Origin of the sequence: Pseudomonas sp. HY13-MNA-CIBAN-0226 (assembly GCF_040310305.1) — a bacterium.
GTDB classification, from domain to species: domain Bacteria; phylum Pseudomonadota; class Gammaproteobacteria; order Pseudomonadales; family Pseudomonadaceae; genus Aquipseudomonas; species Aquipseudomonas gregormendelii.
On sequence record NZ_JBEOPS010000021.1, the window covers coordinates 47,838 to 67,995 of the forward strand.

The 20,158-nt window shown below is 60.7% G+C and carries 15 protein-coding genes and 1 pseudogene; 6 read left to right on the forward strand and 10 right to left on the reverse strand.

Translation table 11 applies throughout. The annotated features are described in order from the left end of the window. Positions 1-50 precede the first annotated feature (50 nt). The 3 genes and pseudogenes from mfd (at position 51) to AAEZ05_RS21870 (ending at position 6,796) form a co-directional block, all read left to right on the forward strand. Positions 51-3,514: pseudogene (gene mfd / locus AAEZ05_RS21860) on the forward strand (transcription-repair coupling factor). 10 nt (positions 3,515-3,524) lie between these two features. Continuing rightward, a complete protein-coding gene (locus tag AAEZ05_RS21865; protein WP_122838167.1) occupies positions 3,525-4,091 on the forward strand; it encodes a CsiV family protein in 567 nt (188 codons plus the stop codon). A gap of 11 nt (positions 4,092-4,102) precedes the next feature. Beyond that, positions 4,103-6,796, forward strand: coding sequence for an SNF2-related protein (locus AAEZ05_RS21870; protein ID WP_350648823.1), 2,694 nt, complete (start codon positions 4,103-4,105; stop codon positions 6,794-6,796). A gap of 143 nt (positions 6,797-6,939) precedes the next feature. Here AAEZ05_RS21870 and AAEZ05_RS21875 read toward each other — a convergent pair whose 3' ends face one another. The 3 genes from AAEZ05_RS21875 to AAEZ05_RS21885 all read right to left on the reverse strand — a co-directional run bounded on the left by AAEZ05_RS21875 (position 6,940) and on the right by AAEZ05_RS21885 (position 9,566). Beyond that, a complete protein-coding gene (locus AAEZ05_RS21875; protein ID WP_045062436.1) occupies positions 6,940-7,677 on the reverse strand; it encodes an S-methyl-5'-thioinosine phosphorylase in 738 nt (245 codons plus the stop codon). 12 nt (positions 7,678-7,689) lie between these two features. Next, positions 7,690-8,688, reverse strand: a complete 999-nt coding sequence (gene nagZ / locus AAEZ05_RS21880) for a beta-N-acetylhexosaminidase (RefSeq protein ID WP_350648903.1) — start codon at positions 8,686-8,688, stop codon at positions 7,690-7,692. Positions 8,689-8,858: 170 nt separating this feature from the next. Then, positions 8,859-9,566: a TetR/AcrR family transcriptional regulator gene (locus AAEZ05_RS21885; RefSeq protein WP_008037709.1), complete on the reverse strand. Its 708-nt coding sequence runs from the start codon at positions 9,564-9,566 to the stop codon at positions 8,859-8,861. 229 nt (positions 9,567-9,795) lie between these two features. Between AAEZ05_RS21885 and lexA the strand changes: the two genes are divergently transcribed. Next, positions 9,796-10,407: a transcriptional repressor LexA gene (gene lexA, locus AAEZ05_RS21890; RefSeq protein ID WP_045062428.1), complete on the forward strand. Its 612-nt coding sequence runs from the start codon at positions 9,796-9,798 to the stop codon at positions 10,405-10,407. Positions 10,408-10,417: 10 nt separating this feature from the next. Then, on the forward strand, positions 10,418-10,891 hold the full coding sequence (sulA, locus tag AAEZ05_RS21895) for an SOS-induced cell division inhibitor SulA (RefSeq protein WP_045062425.1): 474 nt from the start codon (positions 10,418-10,420) through the stop codon (positions 10,889-10,891). Positions 10,892-10,985: 94 nt separating this feature from the next. Here sulA and AAEZ05_RS21900 read toward each other — a convergent pair whose 3' ends face one another. The 7 genes from AAEZ05_RS21900 to AAEZ05_RS21930 all read right to left on the reverse strand — a co-directional run bounded on the left by AAEZ05_RS21900 (position 10,986) and on the right by AAEZ05_RS21930 (position 19,483). Continuing rightward, complete coding sequence (locus AAEZ05_RS21900) at positions 10,986-11,219, reverse strand: hypothetical protein (protein WP_045062423.1); 234 nt, start codon at positions 11,217-11,219, stop codon at positions 10,986-10,988. A gap of 106 nt (positions 11,220-11,325) precedes the next feature. Further along, the gene (locus tag AAEZ05_RS21905; protein WP_045062420.1) at positions 11,326-11,850 is read right to left on the reverse strand and encodes a DUF6586 family protein; all 525 of its coding nucleotides are present in this window, start codon (positions 11,848-11,850) and stop codon (positions 11,326-11,328) included. A 226-nt stretch (positions 11,851-12,076) separates the two neighbouring features. Continuing rightward, positions 12,077-14,707: a type I DNA topoisomerase gene (gene topA, locus AAEZ05_RS21910; protein WP_350648826.1), complete on the reverse strand. Its 2,631-nt coding sequence runs from the start codon at positions 14,705-14,707 to the stop codon at positions 12,077-12,079. A 114-nt stretch (positions 14,708-14,821) separates the two neighbouring features. After that, positions 14,822-15,058 (reverse strand): DUF1653 domain-containing protein, encoded by a 237-nt coding sequence (locus tag AAEZ05_RS21915; RefSeq protein ID WP_045062415.1) that lies wholly within the window; start codon positions 15,056-15,058, stop codon positions 14,822-14,824. Between the two features lie 99 nt (positions 15,059-15,157). Beyond that, positions 15,158-16,333, reverse strand: coding sequence for an acetyl-CoA C-acyltransferase FadA (gene fadA, locus AAEZ05_RS21920; RefSeq protein WP_045062413.1), 1,176 nt, complete (start codon positions 16,331-16,333; stop codon positions 15,158-15,160). Positions 16,334-16,365: 32 nt separating this feature from the next. After that, positions 16,366-18,513 (reverse strand): fatty acid oxidation complex subunit alpha FadB, encoded by a 2,148-nt coding sequence (gene fadB, locus AAEZ05_RS21925; protein ID WP_045062410.1) that lies wholly within the window; start codon positions 18,511-18,513, stop codon positions 16,366-16,368. 532 nt (positions 18,514-19,045) lie between these two features. After that, the gene (locus AAEZ05_RS21930; protein WP_350648828.1) at positions 19,046-19,483 is read right to left on the reverse strand and encodes a hypothetical protein; all 438 of its coding nucleotides are present in this window, start codon (positions 19,481-19,483) and stop codon (positions 19,046-19,048) included. Between the two features lie 121 nt (positions 19,484-19,604). Here AAEZ05_RS21930 and AAEZ05_RS21935 point away from each other — a divergent pair, with 121 nt between their 5' ends. After that, positions 19,605-20,045: a universal stress protein gene (locus tag AAEZ05_RS21935; RefSeq protein WP_045062405.1), complete on the forward strand. Its 441-nt coding sequence runs from the start codon at positions 19,605-19,607 to the stop codon at positions 20,043-20,045. Positions 20,046-20,158 lie beyond the last annotated feature (113 nt).

The window sequence follows — 20,158 nt, forward strand, 5'->3', positions numbered from 1 at the left end:
GGCCCGCTACAATTACCGACTTTGTCGCAACGCTTGGAGCTCAACCTTCCGTGCCCGTTCTGCGTCTACCGCTTCTCCCTGCCGCGGCAGGTAAACAGCACTGGGGCAACCTGCCCGGTGCCGCCCTGAGCCTGGCCATTGCCGAGGCTGCCAGCGCTGCCAAGCGCTTTACCCTGCTGCTCACTGCCGACAGCCAAAGTGCCGAGCGGCTGGAACAGGAGCTGGGTTTCTTCGCCCCGGATTTGCCCGTACTGCATTTCCCGGACTGGGAAACCTTGCCTTACGACCTGTTCTCGCCGCACCAGGACATCATCTCCCAGCGCATCGCTGCCTTGTACCGGCTGCCAGAGCTGAGCCACGGCGTGCTGGTGGTACCGATCACGACCGCACTGCACCGCCTGGCGCCGACCAAGTTCCTGCTCGGCAGCAGCCTGGTGCTGGACGTCGGCCAGAAGCTCGACGTCGAGCAGATGCGCACCCGGCTCGAGGCCAGTGGCTATCGCTACGTCGATACGGTGTACGAGCATGGCGAATTCACCGTGCGCGGCTCGCTGATCGACCTGTTCCCGATGGGCAGCAAGCTGCCTTTTCGTATCGATCTGTTCGATGACGAAATCGAGACCTTGCGCACCTTCGACCCGGAGAACCAGCGCTCCATCGACAAGGTCGACACCGTGCGCCTGCTGCCTGCGCGGGAATTCCCGCTGCAAAAAGATGCGGTCACGCGCTTCAAGGCACGCTTTCGCGAACGCTTCGACGTCGACTTCCGGCGCTGCCCGATCTTCCAGGACTTGAGCAGCGGGATTACCCCCGCCGGCATCGAGTACTACCTGCCGCTGTTCTTCGATGAAACCTCCACCCTGTTCGACTACCTGCCCCAGGACACCCAGGTGTTCTCCCTGCCAGGCATTGAACAGGCGGCGGAAAACTTCTGGAACGACGTGCGCAACCGCTATGAAGAACGCCGCGTCGATCCGGCCCGACCTCTATTGCCACCAGCGGAGCTGTTCCTGCCGGTGGAAGACTGCTTCGCCCGCCTGAAAAACTGGCCGCGCGTGGTGGCCAGCCAACAGGATGTCGAAACCGGCGCTGGGCGCGAGCGCTTCCCGGCCCGCGAACTGCCCAACCTGGCCATCGAAGCCAAGGCCACCCAGCCACTGGCGGCGCTGGCCGGCTTCCTCGACGAGTTTCCCGGGCGCGTGCTGTTTACCGCCGAGTCCGCAGGCCGTCGCGAAGTGCTGCTGGAACTGCTCGAACGCCTGAAGCTGCGACCGAAAACCGTCGACAGCTGGCCAGACTTTGTTGCGGGCAAAGAGCGCCTGGCGATCACCATCGCGCCGCTGGACGAAGGCATGGTGCTCGATGACCCAGCCCTGGCACTGGTAGCGGAAAGCCCGCTGTTCGGCCAGCGCGTGATGCAGCGCCGCCGTCGGGAGAAACGCGCCGACGCGAACAACGACGCCGTCATCAAGAACCTCACCGAGCTGCGCGAAGGCGCGCCGGTGGTGCACATCGATCACGGTGTTGGGCGTTAGGTGTTGGGCGTTATCTGGGGCTGGCGACCCTGGAAATCGACGATCAGGCCGCTGAATTCCTGACCCTGCAATACGCCGAAGGCGCCAAGCTCTACGTGCCCGTGGCCAACCTGCACCTGATTGCCCGTTACACCGGCAGCGACGACGCCCTGGCGCCGCTGCACCGCCTTGGCTCCGAGACCTGGCAGAAAGCCAAGCGCAAGGCCGCCGAGCAAGTGCGCGATGTGGCCGCCGAATTGCTCGACATCTATGCCCGTCGAGCTGCACGGGAAGGTTATGCCTTCGAAGACCCGAAAGCCGACTACGCGACCTTCAGCGCCGGCTTCCCGTTCGAGGAAACCCCGGACCAGCAAACCACCATCGACGCCGTGCGCGCCGACATGCTAGCGCCCAAGCCGATGGACCGCCTGGTGTGCGGCGATGTGGGTTTCGGCAAGACCGAAGTGGCCATGCGCGCCGCCTTCATCGCGGTGCATGGCGGGCGTCAGGTGGCCATCCTGGTGCCGACAACCCTGCTCGCCCAGCAGCACTACAACAGCTTCCGCGACCGCTTCGCCGACTGGCCGGTGAGCGTGGAAGTGATGAGCCGCTTCAAGTCGCCCAAGGAAGTGAATGCGGCCATCGCCGACCTCGCCGAAGGCAAGATCGACATCGTCATCGGCACCCACAAGCTGCTGTCGGACGACGTCAAGATCAAGAACCTGGGGCTGGTGATCATCGACGAAGAACACCGCTTTGGCGTCCGCCAGAAGGAACAGCTCAAGGCGCTGCGCAGCGAAGTCGACATCCTGACCCTGACCGCCACGCCGATTCCGCGCACGCTGAACATGGCAGTGTCGGGCATGCGCGACTTGTCGATCATCGCCACACCGCCGGCCCGTCGCCTGTCCGTGCGCACGTTCGTCATGGAGCAGAACAAGAGCACGGTCAAGGAGGCCCTGCTGCGTGAGTTGCTGCGCGGCGGCCAGGTTTACTACCTGCACAACGACGTGAAGACCATCGAGAAATGTGCAGCCGACCTCGCCGAACTGGTGCCGGAAGCACGCATCGGCATCGGCCACGGGCAGATGCGCGAGCGCGAACTCGAACAGGTGATGAGCGACTTCTACCACAAGCGCTTCAACGTGCTGATCGCCTCGACCATCATCGAGACCGGCATCGACGTGCCAAGCGCCAACACCATCATCATCGAGCGCGCCGACAAGTTCGGCCTGGCACAGCTGCACCAGCTGCGCGGCCGCGTTGGACGCAGTCACCACCAGGCCTATGCCTACCTGCTCACACCGCCGCGCCAGCAGATTACCGCCGATGCGGAAAAACGCCTGGAAGCGATCGCCAATACCCAGGACCTTGGCGCGGGCTTTGTGCTCGCCACTAACGACCTGGAAATCCGCGGCGCCGGCGAGCTGCTCGGCGACGGTCAGAGCGGGCAGATCCAGGCCGTGGGTTTCACCCTGTACATGGAGATGCTCGAACGCGCGGTGAAGTCGATCCGCAAGGGCGAACAACCGAACCTCGACCAACCCCTGGGTGGCGGTCCTGAAGTCAATCTGCGGGTACCGGCGCTGATCCCTGAAGATTACCTGCCGGACGTGCACGCCCGACTGATCCTCTACAAGCGCATCGCCTCGGCCACCGACGAAGACGGCCTCAAGGATCTGCAGGTGGAGATGATCGACCGCTTTGGCCTGCTGCCGGAACCGACCAAGAACCTGATGCGCATCACGGCCCTGAAACTGCAGGCCGAACTGCTCGGCATCAAGAAAGTCGACGGCGGGCCGCAAGGGGGCCGTATCGAATTCGCGGCGCAAACACCGGTCGACCCGCTGACGCTGATCAAGCTGATTCAGGGACAACCCAAACGCTACAAATTCGAAGGTGCCACGGTGTTCAAATTCATGGTGCCGATGGAGCGCGCAGAAGAGCGCTTTAATACTGTGGAGGCGCTGCTTGAGCGCCTCATCCCGAAAACTGCTTGAAGGACGCCGCATGCGCCTGTTTTGCTCACTGACCTTGCTGATGACCCTGGTCGCACCCTCGGTGTTTGCCGACGACATGTATCAAGTTGAAATGGTGCTGGTGCGGCAGAACGCCGTGCCTGCCATCGTCAGCCGTGCCGCACCGGAAGACTGGGCAGCCGGCGCGCAACGCGTGAGCCCGCAAAGCCTGCGCACGCCAAGCCTGACTCGCGAGGTGGAAAAACTCACGGCCAGCAATGAATACACAGTGCTGCTGCACAAGGCCTGGCAACAGACCCTGGGCGAACAAGCCAGCAAGTTTGCGATCAGCGACGGCGCGGAACAGTTCGGCCAGTTCCCGATCGAGGGCACCCTGAGCCTGAAACTGGGGCGCTTCACCGACGTCGACGCCGACTTCTGGGTCAACCAGATCGACGCCAATGGCCTGGTCACCTCCAGCGAGCGACTCAAGCAGGAAAGCCACACCAAGAACGGCCAGCTGAATTTCCTCGATAACGGCCACTTGGGCCTGCTGATCAAGATCACTTCGTTGACCGCCCCCGCACCTCGGCCAGTCCCCGATGAAATTCCGGACTGATTGAAGTCCTTATGTCCACGACCCTGAGCAAACCCCTGGCACCGTCCTGGGTCAGCCGATTCAAGGAACAGAGCCTGGAGCGTGGCCGGCGCTACGCCCTGGAGAACCGCGTCAGGATCGTCGAAGTGGGCGACGCCACGATCGTTGCCGCGTGCGAAGGCTCTGGCGGCAACGTCTACCGCCAGACCATTCGCCTGCGCGAGTCGGCCAAGTCCACCCTGCTGATGGTCGATGCCACCTGTAGTTGCCCGGTGCGCAACAACTGCAAGCATTGCGCTGCGGTGCTGCTGCAGGTGCAGGAAACCCTCGACTATCCAGCCGCCGCCAAAGACGCCGAACTGCTGGAAAAACTCTCGGCCGTACTGGAAAACCGCAACCCCAAAAGCGTGCCTCAAGTGCTGGTGGAGAATGTCCAGCCGGTGCCGCGCCTGTGGCTGGCGAGTATCGAATTCAGTGCATTCGAGCCGCGCAACGGCAAAATGCAGCGCTACATCCAGCATCGCGCCGCGCTGTCGTTCAGCTATCTGGATGAATACGTCTCGGGTCAAAAAAACGCCGACATTCTCATCCGCCAGGAGACCCAGACCCTGCGGATCAAGCGTCAACCGGAAGTGGAACAGTCCTACCGGGAACACCTGCGAATCCTCGGCTTCAAGATCGCCACCCGCCAAAGCAAGGCCCTGCCGGAAAGCGCGGGCGAGCTGTTCGAAATGGTCAACGACAGCGCCTGGCTGACCTTCACCCTCAATGAACTGCCGAAGCTGCGCACCCAGGGCTGGGAGTTGCAGATCGACGAGGAATTCGGCTTCGACCTGACGGCCGTGGACGACTGGTACGCCACCGTCGAACAGGCGCCGGAACGCGACTGGTTCGACCTCGAGCTGGGCATCATCGTCAATGGCGAGCGCCTGAGCCTGCTGCCGATCCTGTTGAACCTGATGCGCTCGCACACCGAAATCCTCAACCCGGAACGCCTGGCACGGCGTCGGGACGACGAGCTGATCCTGGTCAACATTCCCAATCGCCCCAACTCCGAGCATGGCCCGCTGCAAGTCGCCCTGCCCCTGGGTCGGTTGAAACCGGTACTGGCGACCCTCGGCGAGTTCTACCTGCAGGAGCCCGGCGAAACCACGCTGCGCCTGAGCAAGGCCGATGCCACACGTCTCAACCCGCTGGAAGACATGCCACTGCTCTGGGAAGGCGGCGAGCAGATCCGTACGTTTGCCCAGCGCCTGCGCGACATCAAGGACTTTACTGCGACCGCGCCCGACGGCCTCAACGCCACCCTGCGCCCGTATCAGCTGGAAGGCTTGAGCTGGATGCAGTCGTTGCGCCAGCTGGAAGTCGGCGGCATTCTCGCTGATGACATGGGCCTGGGGAAAACCCTGCAGACCCTGGCACATGTGCTCAGCGAGAAGAACGCCGGGCGCCTCGATCGCCCGTGCATGGTGGTGATGCCCACCAGCCTCATCCCCAACTGGCTCGACGAAGCGGCGCACTTCACCCCGCAGCTCAAGGTGCTGGCGCTGTACGGTGCCAGCCGCAAAAAACATTTCGCCCACCTTGGCGACTACGACCTGATCCTGACCACCTATGCACTGCTGCCCAAGGACATCGAGCACCTGGCGGCGCAACCTTTGCACGTGCTGGTGCTGGATGAGGCGCAGTACATCAAGAACCCCAACAGCAAAGCCGCCCAGGCTGCCCGCGAACTGAACGCGCGCCAGCGCCTGTGCCTGAGTGGCACGCCATTGGAGAATCACCTGGGGGAGTTGTGGTCGCTGTTTCACTTCCTGCTGCCCGGCTGGCTGGGCGACGTGAAGAGCTTCAATCGCGATTACCGCGTGCCCATTGAAAAGCGCGCCAGCGAAGTCCGGCTGCAGCACCTGAACGGGCGGATCAAACCCTTTCTGCTGCGCCGCACCAAGGAGCAGGTGGCGACCGAGTTACCGCCAAAAACCGAAATCATTCACTGGGTCGAACTCAACGAAGCCCAGCGCGACGTGTACGAAACCATGCGCCTGGCCATGGACAAGAAAGTGCGCGACGAGATCACCCGCAAAGGCGTGGCCCGCAGCCAGATCATCATTCTTGAAGCGCTGCTGAAGCTGCGCCAGGTGTGTTGCGACTTGCGCCTGGTCAGCGATGCCGCGCCGCCGACTCGCGGCAGCACCTCGGGCAAACTCGACAGCCTGATGGAAATGCTGGAAGAACTGTTCGAAGAGGGCCGGCGGATTCTGTTGTTCTCGCAGTTCACTTCAATGCTGGCGTTGATCGAGGTCGAGCTGAAGAAGCGCGGCGTGGAATATGCCTTGCTGACGGGCCAGACCCGCGACCGCCGGGCGCCGGTGAAAGACTTTCAGAGCGGCAAGCGGCAGATCTTTCTGATCAGCTTGAAGGCCGGCGGCGTGGGCCTGAACCTGACCGAAGCGGACACGGTGATTCACTATGACCCATGGTGGAACCCGGCCACGGAAAACCAGGCGACTGACAGGGCCTACCGCATCGGCCAGGAGAAACCGGTGTTCGTCTACAAGATGATTGCCCGGGGCACGGTGGAGGAGAAGATCCAGCACCTGCAAAAGGAAAAATCCGACCTGGCGGCGGGCGTGCTGGATGGGCGCAGTGCCGGGGATTGGAAGTTGCAGAGTGATGATATCGAGGCGCTGTTTGCGCCGTTGCCGGATAAGCTGGAGAAGCGTTGAGAGTGTCGGCGCCTGTCAGGCCGTCATCGCGGGCAAGCCCGCTCCCACAGAGATTGTTGTTGGCCCGGCAATGTGGGGGCGTGCACACACTTCCTGTGGGAGCGGGCTCGCCCGCGATGGGCTCACCCCGACCCCAAAACTGATTAGCCCTTAAGCACCCGCGCCAGAGTCGATTTCACCTTCCCCATCCCGTCATGCAAAGCCTGCTCGATCTCGGCCATGGTGATGATCGCCGTCGACTTGCCCGCCGCCGGGTTCACCACCAGCGCCAGGCAGGCGTAATCCAGTTCCAGTTCCCGCGCCAGCGCCGCTTCAGGCATGCCAGTCATGCCGACGATGTCGCAGCCATCACGCTCCAGCCGCGTAATTTCGGCAACCGTTTCCAGGCGCGGTCCCTGGGTGCAGGCATACACGCCCTGGCTGCTGTAATCGACACCCTCTGCAGCCAGCGCCGCGATCAATTGCTGGCGCAACGGCTCGCTGTAGGGGTAGCTGAAATCAATGTGGGTCACCTGTTCCAGGTCATCGGCAAAGAACGTGTGCTGACGCCCGCTGGTGTAGTCGATCAGCTGGTGCGGCACGCAGAAATGCCCGGTGCCCATCGCGCTGTGGATACCGCCGACGGCATTGACCGCCAGGATCGCTTCGGCGCCGGCCTGCTTCAGGGCCCAGAGGTTGGCGCGGTAATTCACCTGATGCGGCGGGAACCGGTGCGGATGGCCGTGACGGGCGAGGAACAGCACTTCCTTGCCGGCGTATTCGCCAATCTGCACCTCGGCCGACGGCGCGCCGTAAGGCGTGTCCACGGCCAGGGACTGACGAATGTTCAGGCCTTCGAGCTGGGTCAGGCCGGTGCCACCGATGATCGCGTAAACCGTCATAACGTTGAATCCTTATTCAATCAGTTGAGCTTCTTTGAGCGCGCCGATGGCAGCCAGCCAGCGTGGCTGCTGACGGTATTCGGTACCGACGAAGGCTTGCCCACGCATCCGCGCAATGCGCTGCGAAGGGGTGACTTTCAGGCGCTGCGCCGCCGACAGGGCAAGCTCTGCCGCTGCGCGGTCGTTGCACACCAGGCCCATGTCGCAACCGGCCGTCAGCGCCGCTTCGATCCGGCTGGCCGCATCGCCAACCACATGGGCACCGGCCATGGACAGGTCATCACTGAAGATCACACCGTCAAATTGCAGCTCGCCGCGCAGGATGTCCTGCAACCAGCGGCGGGAGAAGCCGGCCGGTTGGGAGTCGACTTGCGGGTAAATGACGTGGGCCGGCATCACTGCCGCCAGCTGCTTGCTCAAACGGGCAAACGGCACCAGGTCGTTGGCGCGGATCTCGTCAAGGCTGCGCTCATCGTTGGGGATGGCCACATGGGAATCTGCTTCGGCCCAGCCATGCCCGGGGAAATGCTTGCCGGTGGCGGCCATGCCGGCGCTGTTCATGCCGCGAATGAACGCGCCGGCCAGCAAGGCGGCGCGTTGCGGATCACCTTCGAACGAACGGGTGCCGACGACGGCGCTGCGCTGGTAATCGAGGTCCAGCACCGGGGCGAAACTCAGGTCCAGACCCACAGCCAGCACTTCAGTGGCCATGATCCAGCCACATTGTTCCGCCAGGTATTCGGCATTCGGGTTATCGGCAATGGCGCGCATGGCCGGCAGGCGCACGAAGCCCTGGCGCAGCCGTTGCACCCGCCCGCCTTCCTGGTCGACTGCCAGCAACAGGTCGGGACGCACCGCGCGAATCGCCGCGCTCAATTCACGCACCTGGCGCGGATGTTCGATGTTGCGGGCGAAAATGATCAGCCCGCCCACTTGCGGTTGACGCAGCAACTGGCGATCTTCAGCCGTCAGCCAGGTACCGGCGACGTCCAACATCAACGAGCCTTGCAGGCCAGCAGTCATAGAGATTCCTTGATAACGAAAAACCCGGAGCGTGCAAAATCGCCAACCTGGGCGAGGCCAGGCAGGTCGACGAGTGCAATGGGGAGCGGGTTCAGAACGAGAGTCGGCATGGGCGGCTAGCTTAGCGGATGTCAGCTGCCGCGCCCACCCGTACGCGGTTAAACCTTGGCGGCAACCTGTGTCGATTTGCTGCGTGGACGCAACTGCGCGGTGGCCATGGCGGAGTCTGTCACGCCGGTTTCGGCGCGCATGCCGGCGGCCAGGAACGGCACCATCAGGCGCATGACCTGCTCGATCGACGTGTTGACGCCGAAATCGGTCTCGGCAATCGCCCGCAGCGCCTTGATCCCCGACATGCTGAACGCAGCGGCACCGAGCATGAAGTGCACGCGCCAGAACAACTCGATCGGCGGTATACGCGGCGCAGCTTCGTTGACCAGCATCATGTAGCGGCGAAACACCTTGCCGTACATGTCTTCCAGATAACGACGCAAATGGCCCTGGCTCTGGCTGAACGCCAAGCCCAGCAGACGCATGAAAATGGACAGGTCGTTACCGCTGCGCGGCTGCACGACCAGGGCCTGTTCGACCAGGATCTCCAGCAGCTCTTCCAGCGTCGGCTTGTTTTCGGGCTTGGCCTGGCGACGTTCCAGCTCTTTATCGAGGCTCAGGCAGAACGGCCCGAGGAAGCGCGAGAACACCGCCTGGATCAGGGCTTTCTTCGAGCCGAAGTGATAGTTCACCGCCGCCAGGTTGACCCCGGCCTTGCTGGTGATCAGGCGCAACGAGGTTTCGGCGAAACCTTTTTCCGCGAACAATTGCTCGGCAGCATCGAGAATGCGTTCAACGGTTTCCGACTGGGCCATGGCTACTCCGCCTGACAAACACTTGTTTGAAACATACGTTTCAGACCCTGTCTTGTCAAGCCTGGCGGTTCGTTTTGGGAATGGTCGGTCAGCTATTTAACCATACAACTGCAAAGCTTCAATCAGGGCTCGGATCGACCGTCCAGCGGCGGGTAAAAAAACGGGCATTGCCAAGACCGTTCCACTGTATATAATCCCAGTCACTGTATAAAAAGACAGAGCGATCAATATGCTAAAGCTGACGCCACGCCAAGCAGAGATTCTGGCCTTCATCAAACGCTGCCTCGAAGACAACGGCTACCCGCCGACCCGTGCGGAAATCGCCCAGGAACTGGGCTTCAAATCGCCTAATGCGGCGGAAGAACACCTCAAGGCCCTGGCCCGCAAGGGTGCAATCGAAATGACCCCGGGCGCGTCCCGTGGCATCCGTATTCCGGGCTTTGAAGCCAAGGCCGCCGACGATTCCACCCTGCCGATCATTGGCCGGGTGGCTGCCGGTGCGCCGATCCTGGCCCAGCAGCACATCGAGGAATCCTGCAACATCAACCCGGCCTTCTTTCATCCACGCGCCGACTACCTGCTGCGCGTCCACGGCATGAGCATGAAGGACGTCGGCATTTTCGACGGCGACCTGCTGGCGGTTCATACCACTCGCGAAGCCCGTAATGGCCAGATCGTAGTCGCGCGGATCGGCGATGAAGTGACCGTCAAACGCTTCAAGCGCGATGGCAGCAAAGTCTGGTTGCTGGCTGAAAACCCCGAGTTCGCCCCTATCGAAGTCAACCTGAAAGATCAGGAACTGGTGATCGAAGGCTTGAGTGTCGGCGTCATTCGCCGCTAAAGGAGGCTTTATGCAATTCCCGCACACATCACAGCAAGCCCAACTGCCGTTGTTCGAGGCGTTCATGGTGCAGCCGTTGGCGCCCATCCTCAAAGACGTGGTCGAATCGCCGTGGAGCGCCGAACCGGAAGTCTTCAGCGAACTGTCACTGCGTGGTGCAGCCGGGAATTGCCTTAACCTTCTCGCCCCGATCCTCAGGGAACTGAGCCAGGACCAGGACGCCCGCTGGCTCACCCTGATCGCCCCGCCAGCCAGCCTGACCCAGGCCTGGTTGCGGGACGCCGGCCTCAACCGCGAGCGCATCCTGCTACTGCAACCACGGGGCACCCAGAGCGCTCAGCAGCTGACGTGCGAAGCACTTCGACTGGGCCGCAGCCACACGGTTGTGAGCTGGCTCAATCCGCTGGGTTCAACCCAACGGCAACAGTTGATCAGCGCCGCCCGGATCGGGGACGCGCAAAGTCTGAATATTCGACTGGGATAAGCGAACCTGCTGCGCGCAAGGATCATGCGCGGGGCTTCTCAAAGGACAGAGAAGCCGAACCGAAGCGGTGTCTGCAGAAACCGACGGGCGGGGATCAATGAAGAACCCGCGACCCCTCTTCCTGCTCTAATTCGCCTTCAACCATGCGACCGGCCATCTGCACGCCGACGCTCAACATCGCCTTGGCGACTTCCACGTGCTGGCCTTGCAGGAACGCTTTGGCATCTTCGGAAAAATCCAAAGTCACCAGAGAACCCTCGTCCTCAGCCCTGCGCAGCTCGATACGGCCGTCAGGCAACTCGACAATTTCCAGAAACGACGTTGGCATATAAGTCTGTTCTCCACGAAAGGCGGGGATTATATAGGCATCGGCCATGCTTCGCTCGGGATCTTGACCAGCAGTGCCATTGACAGCACCGCTGAATCCCCAGCCATCAGCACTCGTTCAAGCCTTCACGAAAACGAATGGCCAGGCCTTTGAGGTGCTGCCGCCAGCTCTCCAGCTCTTCGCGGCTGAGCTCCTGAGGCGCCTGTTCTTCATCCAGGTTGATCGCCTGGATCAGCGGCTGGGTCACGTCACCCTTGGGCTTGTGCGGGGCACGCGGTGGCTGGAACAGCGCCGAGTACGCGGCCAGCAACCTGGCCAGCCATGTTTCCGGGTTTTGCGCCAGCTCGACCATCTCGGCCATTTCCGGAATAGCGATGGCTTCGAGCACTTCGCGCGTCAGCAGCATCTCTGCGCGCGGGGCGTTGGCCTGCGGCAGACGGTAGAAGCCGGCGATCTCATGGCACAGGCCCAGCAGCGCGCCGTACAGATGAAACAGCGCCGATTCACGCCCCGCCTGGATCAACGCGAGGGAGTTCATCGCCCGCCCCTCTTCGGCTTTGCCCAGCGCTTCAAGCGACAGGCCGGCGAAATAGATCTTCTGATTGGTGCGGGTATAGAGTTCGTGGGCCATGACGGCAGCCTCCACAACGAAATAATTGCTTCATGCAGGTCGGACAGTGTCGTGGATACACCTGGCCTGCGGCAAGTAAATCAAGATCAAAAGATCGCAGCCTTCGGCAGCTCCTACAGGAACCTTATGTAGGAGCTGCCGAAGGCTGCGATCTTTTGATCTTTCCTGCAAAAAAAACCGCATGAGGACCCTCGGGCTTCATGCGGTTTTTTATATCAGCGCCGAATCAAGCCTTGGCTTTCGCCGGGCGCTTGTCTTCAACCGTCCACTTGCCGCCGTCATAGTACGCCTTCCAGCCAGTCGGCTTGCCGTCGACTTCTGTCTGCACGTACTGCTCCTTGGTCTTGCGGCTGTAACGAATCACCGCCGGCAAGCCATCCGGGTCCTTCTTCGGTGCTTCGCACAGGAAGTGATACTTCGGATCGATCTCGTCCTTGTGCGGAATGATCTCCATCACCAGGGGCGCACGAGTCTCGCGGTTTTTCGGGAACTGGCTGGCGGCCAGGAACAACCCGGAAGCACCGTCGCGCAGGATGTAGGTGTCGTTGACCTTCTCGCATTTGAGCTCAGGCATCTTCACCGGGTCCATCTTCGGCGGCGCCGCATCACCGCTCTTGAGCAGCTTGCGGGTGTTCTTGCAGGTCGCGTTGGTGCAGCCGAAGAACTTGCCGAAACGGCCGGTCTTGAGTTGCATCTCGCTGCCGCACTTGTCGCATTCCAGGCTCGGACCTTCGTAGCCCTTGATGCGATAGCTGCCTTCTTCGATCTCGTAGCCGTCGCAGTCCGGATTGTTGCCGCAGATGTGCAACTTGCGCTTCTCGTCCAGCAGGTAGGCGTCCATCGCCGTGCTGCAGATCGGGCAGCGATGCTTGCCACGCAGCACCAGGGATTCGGACTCGCCCTCGTCGTCTGCGGCAATTTCATCGCCCGGCACCAGGTTGACGGTGGCCTTGCAGCGTTCTTTCGGTGGCAGGCTGTAGCCGGAGCAACCGAGGAACACGCCGGTCGATGCCGTACGAATCTGCATCGGACGACCGCACACCACGCACGGGATGTTCGTCATCACCGGCTGGTTGGCGCGCATGCCACCTTCGGCGCTTTCAGCTACTTCGAGTTTCTTCTTGAAGTCGCCGTAGAACTCGTCCAGCACGCTTTTCCAGTCGCGCTCGCTCTTGGCCACGTCATCGAGGTTCTCTTCCATGCCGGCAGTAAAGCCGTAGTCCATCAGGTTCGGGAAGCTCTCGGACAGGCGCTCGGTGACGATGTCGCCCATTTTTTCCGAATAGAACCGGCGGTTGTGCAGCGCAACGTAGCCGCGGTCCTGGATGGTCGAAATGATCGCGGCGTAAGTCGAAGGACGACCGATGCCGCGTTTTTCCATTTCCTTGACCAGGCTCGCTTCCGAGTAACGCGCAGGCGGCTTGGTGAAGTGCTGGGTCGGATCAAGCTTGATCAGCTTCATCGAGTCGCCCTGGGCCATGTCCGGCAGTACATCGTCATCGCCAGGCTTGGCGATCTGCGGCATGACGCGGGTGTAACCGTCGAACTTGAGGATACGGCCCTTGGCGCGCAACTCGAAATCACCCGCGCCCACGGTAACGGTGGTCGACAGGTATTGCGCCGGCAGCATCTGGCATGCCAGGAACTGGCGCCAGATCAGCTCATAGAGGCGCTCTGCATCACGCTCCATGCCCGCCAGCTTGCTTGGCTCGGTATTGGCGTCAGAAGGACGAATCGCTTCGTGAGCCTCCTGTGCGCCTTCCTTGCTGCTGTAGACGTTCGGGTTTTCCGGCAGGTACTTCTTGCCGAACTCGGTCTCGATGTAGCTGCGCGCCATGGTCACGGCATCAGCCGAGAGGTTGGTGGAGTCGGTACGCATATACGTGATGTAGCCGGCTTCATACAGACGCTGGGCCATCATCATGGTTTTCTTCACGCCGAAGCCCAGGCGGTTACTCGCGGCCTGCTGCAGGGTGGACGTGATGAAGGGCGCAGACGGCTTGCTGCTGGTCGGCTTGTCTTCACGCTTGACGATGCTGTAGCTGGAAGCCTTGAGCTTCTCCAGCGCGGCCATGGCCTGGGTTTCGTTAAGCGGCTTGAAGGCCTCGCCTTTCTCGCGAGCGACGTCAAAGCGCACGGTGGAGCCCTTGGCGGTGCCGAGGTCGGCGTGGATTTCCCAGTATTCTTCAGGGTTGAACGCACGAATTTCGCGCTCGCGATCCACCACCAGCTTCACGGCAACCGATTGCACGCGACCGGCAGACAGGCCACGGGCGATCTTGGCCCACAGCAGCGGCGACACCATGTAACCCACCACGCGGTCGAGGAATCGACGCGCCTGCTGGGCATTGACGCGGTCGATGTCCAGCTCGCCGGGCTTGGAGAAGGCTTCCTGAATCGCCTTCTTGGTGATTTCGTTGAACACCACGCGCTTGTAGCGGCTGTCGTCGCCACCGATGGCTTCGCGCAGGTGCCAGGCAATGGCTTCCCCCTCTCTATCCAAGTCGGTTGCGAGATAGATGGTGTCAGCATCCTTGGCGAGCCGGCGCAGCTCTTCGATGACCTTTTCCTTGCCCGGGAGGATCTCGTACTTGGCTTTCCAGCCGTTATCGGGATCGACGCCCATGCGGGAGACCAGTTGCTTGCGCGACTTCTCTTTCGGCGTGAGCACCGGGCCTTCGCCCGCAGCGGCCTTGCCGCGCTTGGCGGCAGGCTCTTTGCTGGCGCTAGCCGAACCGCTGGTGGGCAGGTCTCGGATATGGCCGATACTCGACTTCACCACGTATTGGTTACCCAGATACTTGTTGATGGTCTTGGCCTTAGCCGGGGATTCCACAATGACCAGCGATTTGCCCATGGATCAGAAAATTCCTGAATTCTAGAAGTGAAAGGCGGTTGGCGCCTGACGCGGCACCGCTATATATAGTGGCTACAAGATGAGGTCAAGCGCAGGGTTCGGCGCGCACTCAGCTTATACCTTCGAAAAAACACTCGGTTCGGCCTGCACCAAAGCAAAGCGTGGCACCTGTTCGCCGTCAACCTCGACCGACTCCAGGAACATGCTCAAGGGACGCACCCAAAAGCCGTAATCACCATACAGGGCTTGGTAGAAGACCACTTCTTCTTCTGTTTCCGAATGTCGCGCAATGCTGAATACGCGGTACTGCGGACCTTTGTAATGTTGGTAGAGCCCAGGTTGTAAAAGCATGGTTTGGCCCTCGCACAAATCTTTTCAAAATAAAAATAAAAAAAATTTCAGAAAAACAAAAACCGGGGCACTTGGCCCCGGCTTCCATCAACGTAACGCTTAAACGCGTTCGAAGACGGTGGAGATGCCTTGGCCGAGACCAATGCACATGGTGGCAACCCCGAGGCTGCCGCCATTTTGCTTCATCACGTTCAGCAGAGTGCCGGAGATACGCGCTCCGGAGCAACCGAACGGGTGACCCAAGGCGATCGCGCCGCCGTGCAGGTTAACCTTCTCGTTCATCTTGTCGAGCACTTTCAGATCTTTCAGCACTGGCAGGGCCTGTGCGGCGAAAGCTTCGTTGAGCTCGAAGAAGTCGATATCGTTGATGCCAAGGCCGGCACGCTTAAGTGCTTTCTGAGTGGCCGGTACTGGACCATAGCCCATGATCGCCGGGTCCACACCTGCCACTGCCATCGAGCGGATCACCGCCAGCGGCTGGATGCCCAGGTCCTGTGCACGTTGCGCCGACATCACGATCATGCACGAGGCACCATCGGTGATCTGCGACGAAGTACCGGCTGTCACGGTGCCGCCCTTGGGGTTAAACGCTGGCTTCAACGCCGCCAGGCTTTCCAGGGTGGTTTCCGGACGAATGGTTTCGTCGTAGTCGAACAGTTTCAGGAAACCGTTCTCGTCGTAGCCCTGCATCGGGATGATCTCGTCCTTGAACTTGCCTTCCACGGTCGCCTTGTGAGCGAGCTGGTGGGAGCGCACGCCAAAGGCGTCCTGCTGTTCGCGAGTAATGCCGTGCATCTTGCCGAGCATTTCCGCGGTCAGGCCCATCATGCCCGAGGCTTTCGCCGCGTACAGCGACATGTGCGGGTTCGGATCGACACCGTGCATCATGCTCACGTGACCCATATGCTCGACGCCGCCAACCACGAATACGTCACCGTTGCCGGTCATGATCGCTTGCGCAGCAGTGTGCAGCGCGCTCATCGAGGAGCCACACAGGCGGCTGACGGTCTGGCCGGCAGCGGTGTGCGGAATCTGCGTCATCAGGGACGCCATGCGGGCGATGTTCCAGCCCTGCTCCAGGGTCTGGTTGACGCAGCCCCAGATCACGTCTTCGACTTCGTTAGGATCAACCTTGACGTTGCGTTCCAGCAGTTTGCTGATCAGGTGCGCCGACATGTCTTCGGCACGGGTGTTGCGGTGCATGCCGCCCTTGGAGCGGCCCATCGGCGTACGACCGAAGTCGACAATCACGACGTCTCTTGGATTCAAGCTCATAAAATTTCACTCTCGCTCAAGTGTTGGGACGCTTAACCGAAGAACCGCTGGCCAGTCTTGGCCATTTCACGCAGTTTTGCGGTCGGGTGGTACAGCGCGCCCAAATCAGCGTACTGGTCAGCCAGGGCAACGAACTCGGCAACACCGATCGAATCGATGTAGCGCAGCGCGCCGCCACGGAATGGAGGGAAACCAATACCGTAGACCAGACCCATGTCGGCTTCGGCGGCGGTTTCGACAATGCCGTCTTCCAGGCAACGCACGGTTTCCAGGCACAGCGGGATCATCATCCAGTTGATGATGTCTTCGTCAGTGACTTCGCGCTGCTCGTAAACGATCGGCTTGAGCACTTCCAGCACCGACGGGTCGGCCACTTTCTTCTGCTTGCCCTTCTTGTCGGTCTCGTAGGCGTAGAAGCCCTTGCCGTTCTTCTGGCCCAGGCGCTTGGCTTCGTAGAGCACGTCGATCGCCGAACGGCGGTCGTCTTTCATGCGATCCGGGAAGCCTTCAGCCATCACGTCACGACCGTGGTGACCGGTGTCGATGCCGACCACGTCCATCAGGTAAGCCGGGCCCATCGGCCAGCCGAATTTTTCCATGACCTTGTCGATGCGCACGAAGTCCACACCAGCGCTGACCAACTTGGCGAAACCGCCGAAGTACGGGAACAGCACGCGGTTGACCAGGAAGCCCGGGCAGTCGTTGACCACGATCGGGTTCTTGCCCATTTTCTTGGCGTAGGCAACGGTGGTGGCAACAGCCAGCTCGCTGGACTTCTCGCCACGGATCACTTCCACCAAGGGCATCATGTGCACCGGGTTGAAGAAGTGCATGCCGACGAAGTTTTCCGGACGCTTGAGGGCCTTGGCCAGCAAGGTGATGGAAATGGTCGAGGTGTTGGACGCGAGGATGGTGTCCTCTTTGACCTTGTCTTCCACTTCGGCCAGTACGGCCTGCTTGACTTTCGGGTTCTCGACCACGGCTTCGACCACCAGGTCCACGTGACCGAAGTCGCCGTAGGACAGGGTTGGACGAATGCCGTTGAGCACTTCGGCCATTTTCGCCGCCGTCATGCGGCCTTTATCAACGCGGCCAACCAGCAGCTTGGCGGCTTCAGCCAGGCCCTGCTCGATACCGTGCTCGTTGATGTCCTTCATCAGGATCGGCGTACCTTTGGAAGCCGACTGATAGGCGATGCCGCCGCCCATGATGCCAGCGCCCAATACGGCAGCCTGCTTCACGTCGCGAGCGATTTCGTCGTAGGCCTTGGCCTTTTTCTTCAATTCCTGATCGTTCAGGAACAGACCGATCAAGCTCTGCGCAGCAGAGGTCTTGGCCAGTTTCACAAAACCTGCCGCTTCGACTTCCAGAGCCTTGTCGCGACCGAAGTTCGCGGCTTTCTGGATGGTCTTGATCGCTTCAACCGGCGCCGGGTAGTTCGGGCCAGCCTGACCGGCCACGAAACCTTTGGCAGTTTCGAAGGCCATCATTTGTTCGATCGCGTTCAGCTTGAGCTTTTCCAGCTTCGGCTGGCGCTTGGCCTTGTAGTCAAACTCACCGGAAATGGCGCGCTTGATCAGTTCAAGGGCCGCTTCCTGCAGTTTCTCAGGAGCCACCACTGCGTCTACAGCGCCAACTTTCAGCGCGTCTTCAGCACGGTTTTCCTTGCCGGCGGCAATCCATTCGATGGCGTTGTCGGCACCGATCAGGCGCGGCAGACGCACGGTGCCGCCGAAGCCAGGGTAGATGCCCAGCTTGACTTCCGGCAGACCGATCTTGGCCGAGGTGGACATGACGCGGTAGTCCGCCGCCAGGCACATTTCCAGACCGCCACCCAGGGCGATGCCGTTGATCGCGGCGACAGTCGGGACGTTGAGGTCTTCGAAATCACTGAATATCTTGTTGGCTTCGAGGTTGCCTGCAACAAGCTCTGCATCGGGCAGCTTGAAGTTCTCGACGAATTCGGTGATGTCGGCGCCGACGATGAAAACGTCCTTGCCGCTGCTGACGATCACACCCTTGATCGAAGCATCTGCCTTGATGGTGTCTACGGCCTGACGCAGTTCGTTCAGGGTTAGACGGTTGAACTTGTTGACGGACTCACCCTTGAGGTCGAATTTCAATTCGACGATGCCACTTTCAAGAGCCGTAACCGTGATGGCTTTACCTTCGTAAATCATCAACTGATCTCCACGATATGGAAGCTGAACAGTACACGTCGGACGCAGGCGAATGGCTTGGCAGGACGTTATTCGTCGATGCTACGCCAATCCACCCGTCACACCCGCCAACGCGATAGTCGGGATTCGTAGGAGCGATGCGCAATGCAAACGCTCAATTCATACGCCCGTTTGATTTGGGTACGTCACCTTCACGGAATTTCAGACAATTGTCAATCGCCCAAAATAGGGGCGCAAATGCGACTTTGCGGTCATTTCCGTTACGCGAAGATCTTCAACACGCGGGTGCATGTGTGGCCATTCATAGAATCAATAGTTAGAAAAGTCGCCCTAATTCGCGGCAGCTTCCGTTTAAGAGGCTACGCTGGCGGGGACCTGGAGGAAAATTTATCAACGCTTGGACGAATGCCAAGCGTAAGATCAGCCCACACCGTTTTCCGGCCTGCCTGGCCAACCCGGCCCGATGTTGATGTCGGGCTTTTTATTGTCTCGGGAAATGTGGATGCAACACCGCAGGCCAGGCAGATCGGTTTCAGGCCAGGGCTTTGAGGGTGGCGTCGATTTGTTGCAACACACTCGCCTCGCCCTTCTCACCCCAATACAAGGTGATCATTTGCTGATCCGCCTCGACCTTGTAGACGTTGTCTGGCAATTTTTCGAAATGATTCAGCAACACCTGATCTTCGCAAACTTCCTGCCACTGATTCACCCAGACCCCAGGGGCTTTTTGCCAGTAACTCCAGCAGGCCGGCCGCTTGCCGCGTCGTGGCCGATGGTACTGCGCGCACGGGCTTGGCGGCTCCTGGCTGAGCCAGTGCGGCCACTCCACGGGCGCCAGTTGCATGGCCAGGCCGATGCGTCGCGCCTCCATGCGCAGGGCCATGCGACCGCTCTGGCCACGGGACGGCCGCAACCATGCCAGCGGACTCAAAACCACCAACAGGATTGACACCACTATCCAGACCGTCATATCAGTACTCCGTTTTTACAGGCATCGTTTTTTTAAATGAGCGCGTCCGGGTCACTTTGGAACCGCTGCGCTTGAAACCAGCCATACTTATCACTATTGCCATTCTCAGGAGGAGCACCTCATGCCCTACCACCATATTCTGGTCGCTGTAGATCTAACCGAAGAGTGCGACCCTGTAATCCACCGTGCTCGCGAACTGTCGGTGAGCAACGGTGCCAAGCTGTCCCTGGTGCACATCGTCGAACCGATGGCCATGGCCTTTGGCGGCGACGTGCCCATGGACCTGTCGCAACTGCAACAGCAGCAGTTTGACCAGGCTCGCGAGCGACTTGACCGGTTGATCATCAAGTACCCGGAGCTGTCCAAGGAATTCAGCCACCTGACCTACGGCCAACCGCGCCAGGAAATCCATCACCTGGCCAAGGAGCAAGGCTGCGACATGATCGTGGTGGGCAGTCATGGCCGCCATGGCCTGGCATTGCTGCTGGGCTCGACGGCCAATGACGTGCTGCACGGCGCGCCCTGTGACGTGCTGGCGGTGCGCCTGGCCAACAAGAACTGACAACACAATCCCCTGTAGGAGCTGCGATCCTGGGCTTGGTTTTTTAAAGCAAGATCAAAAGATCGCAGCCTTCGGCAGCTCCTACGGGGTTGCGATTCTGGGCCTGGTTTTTT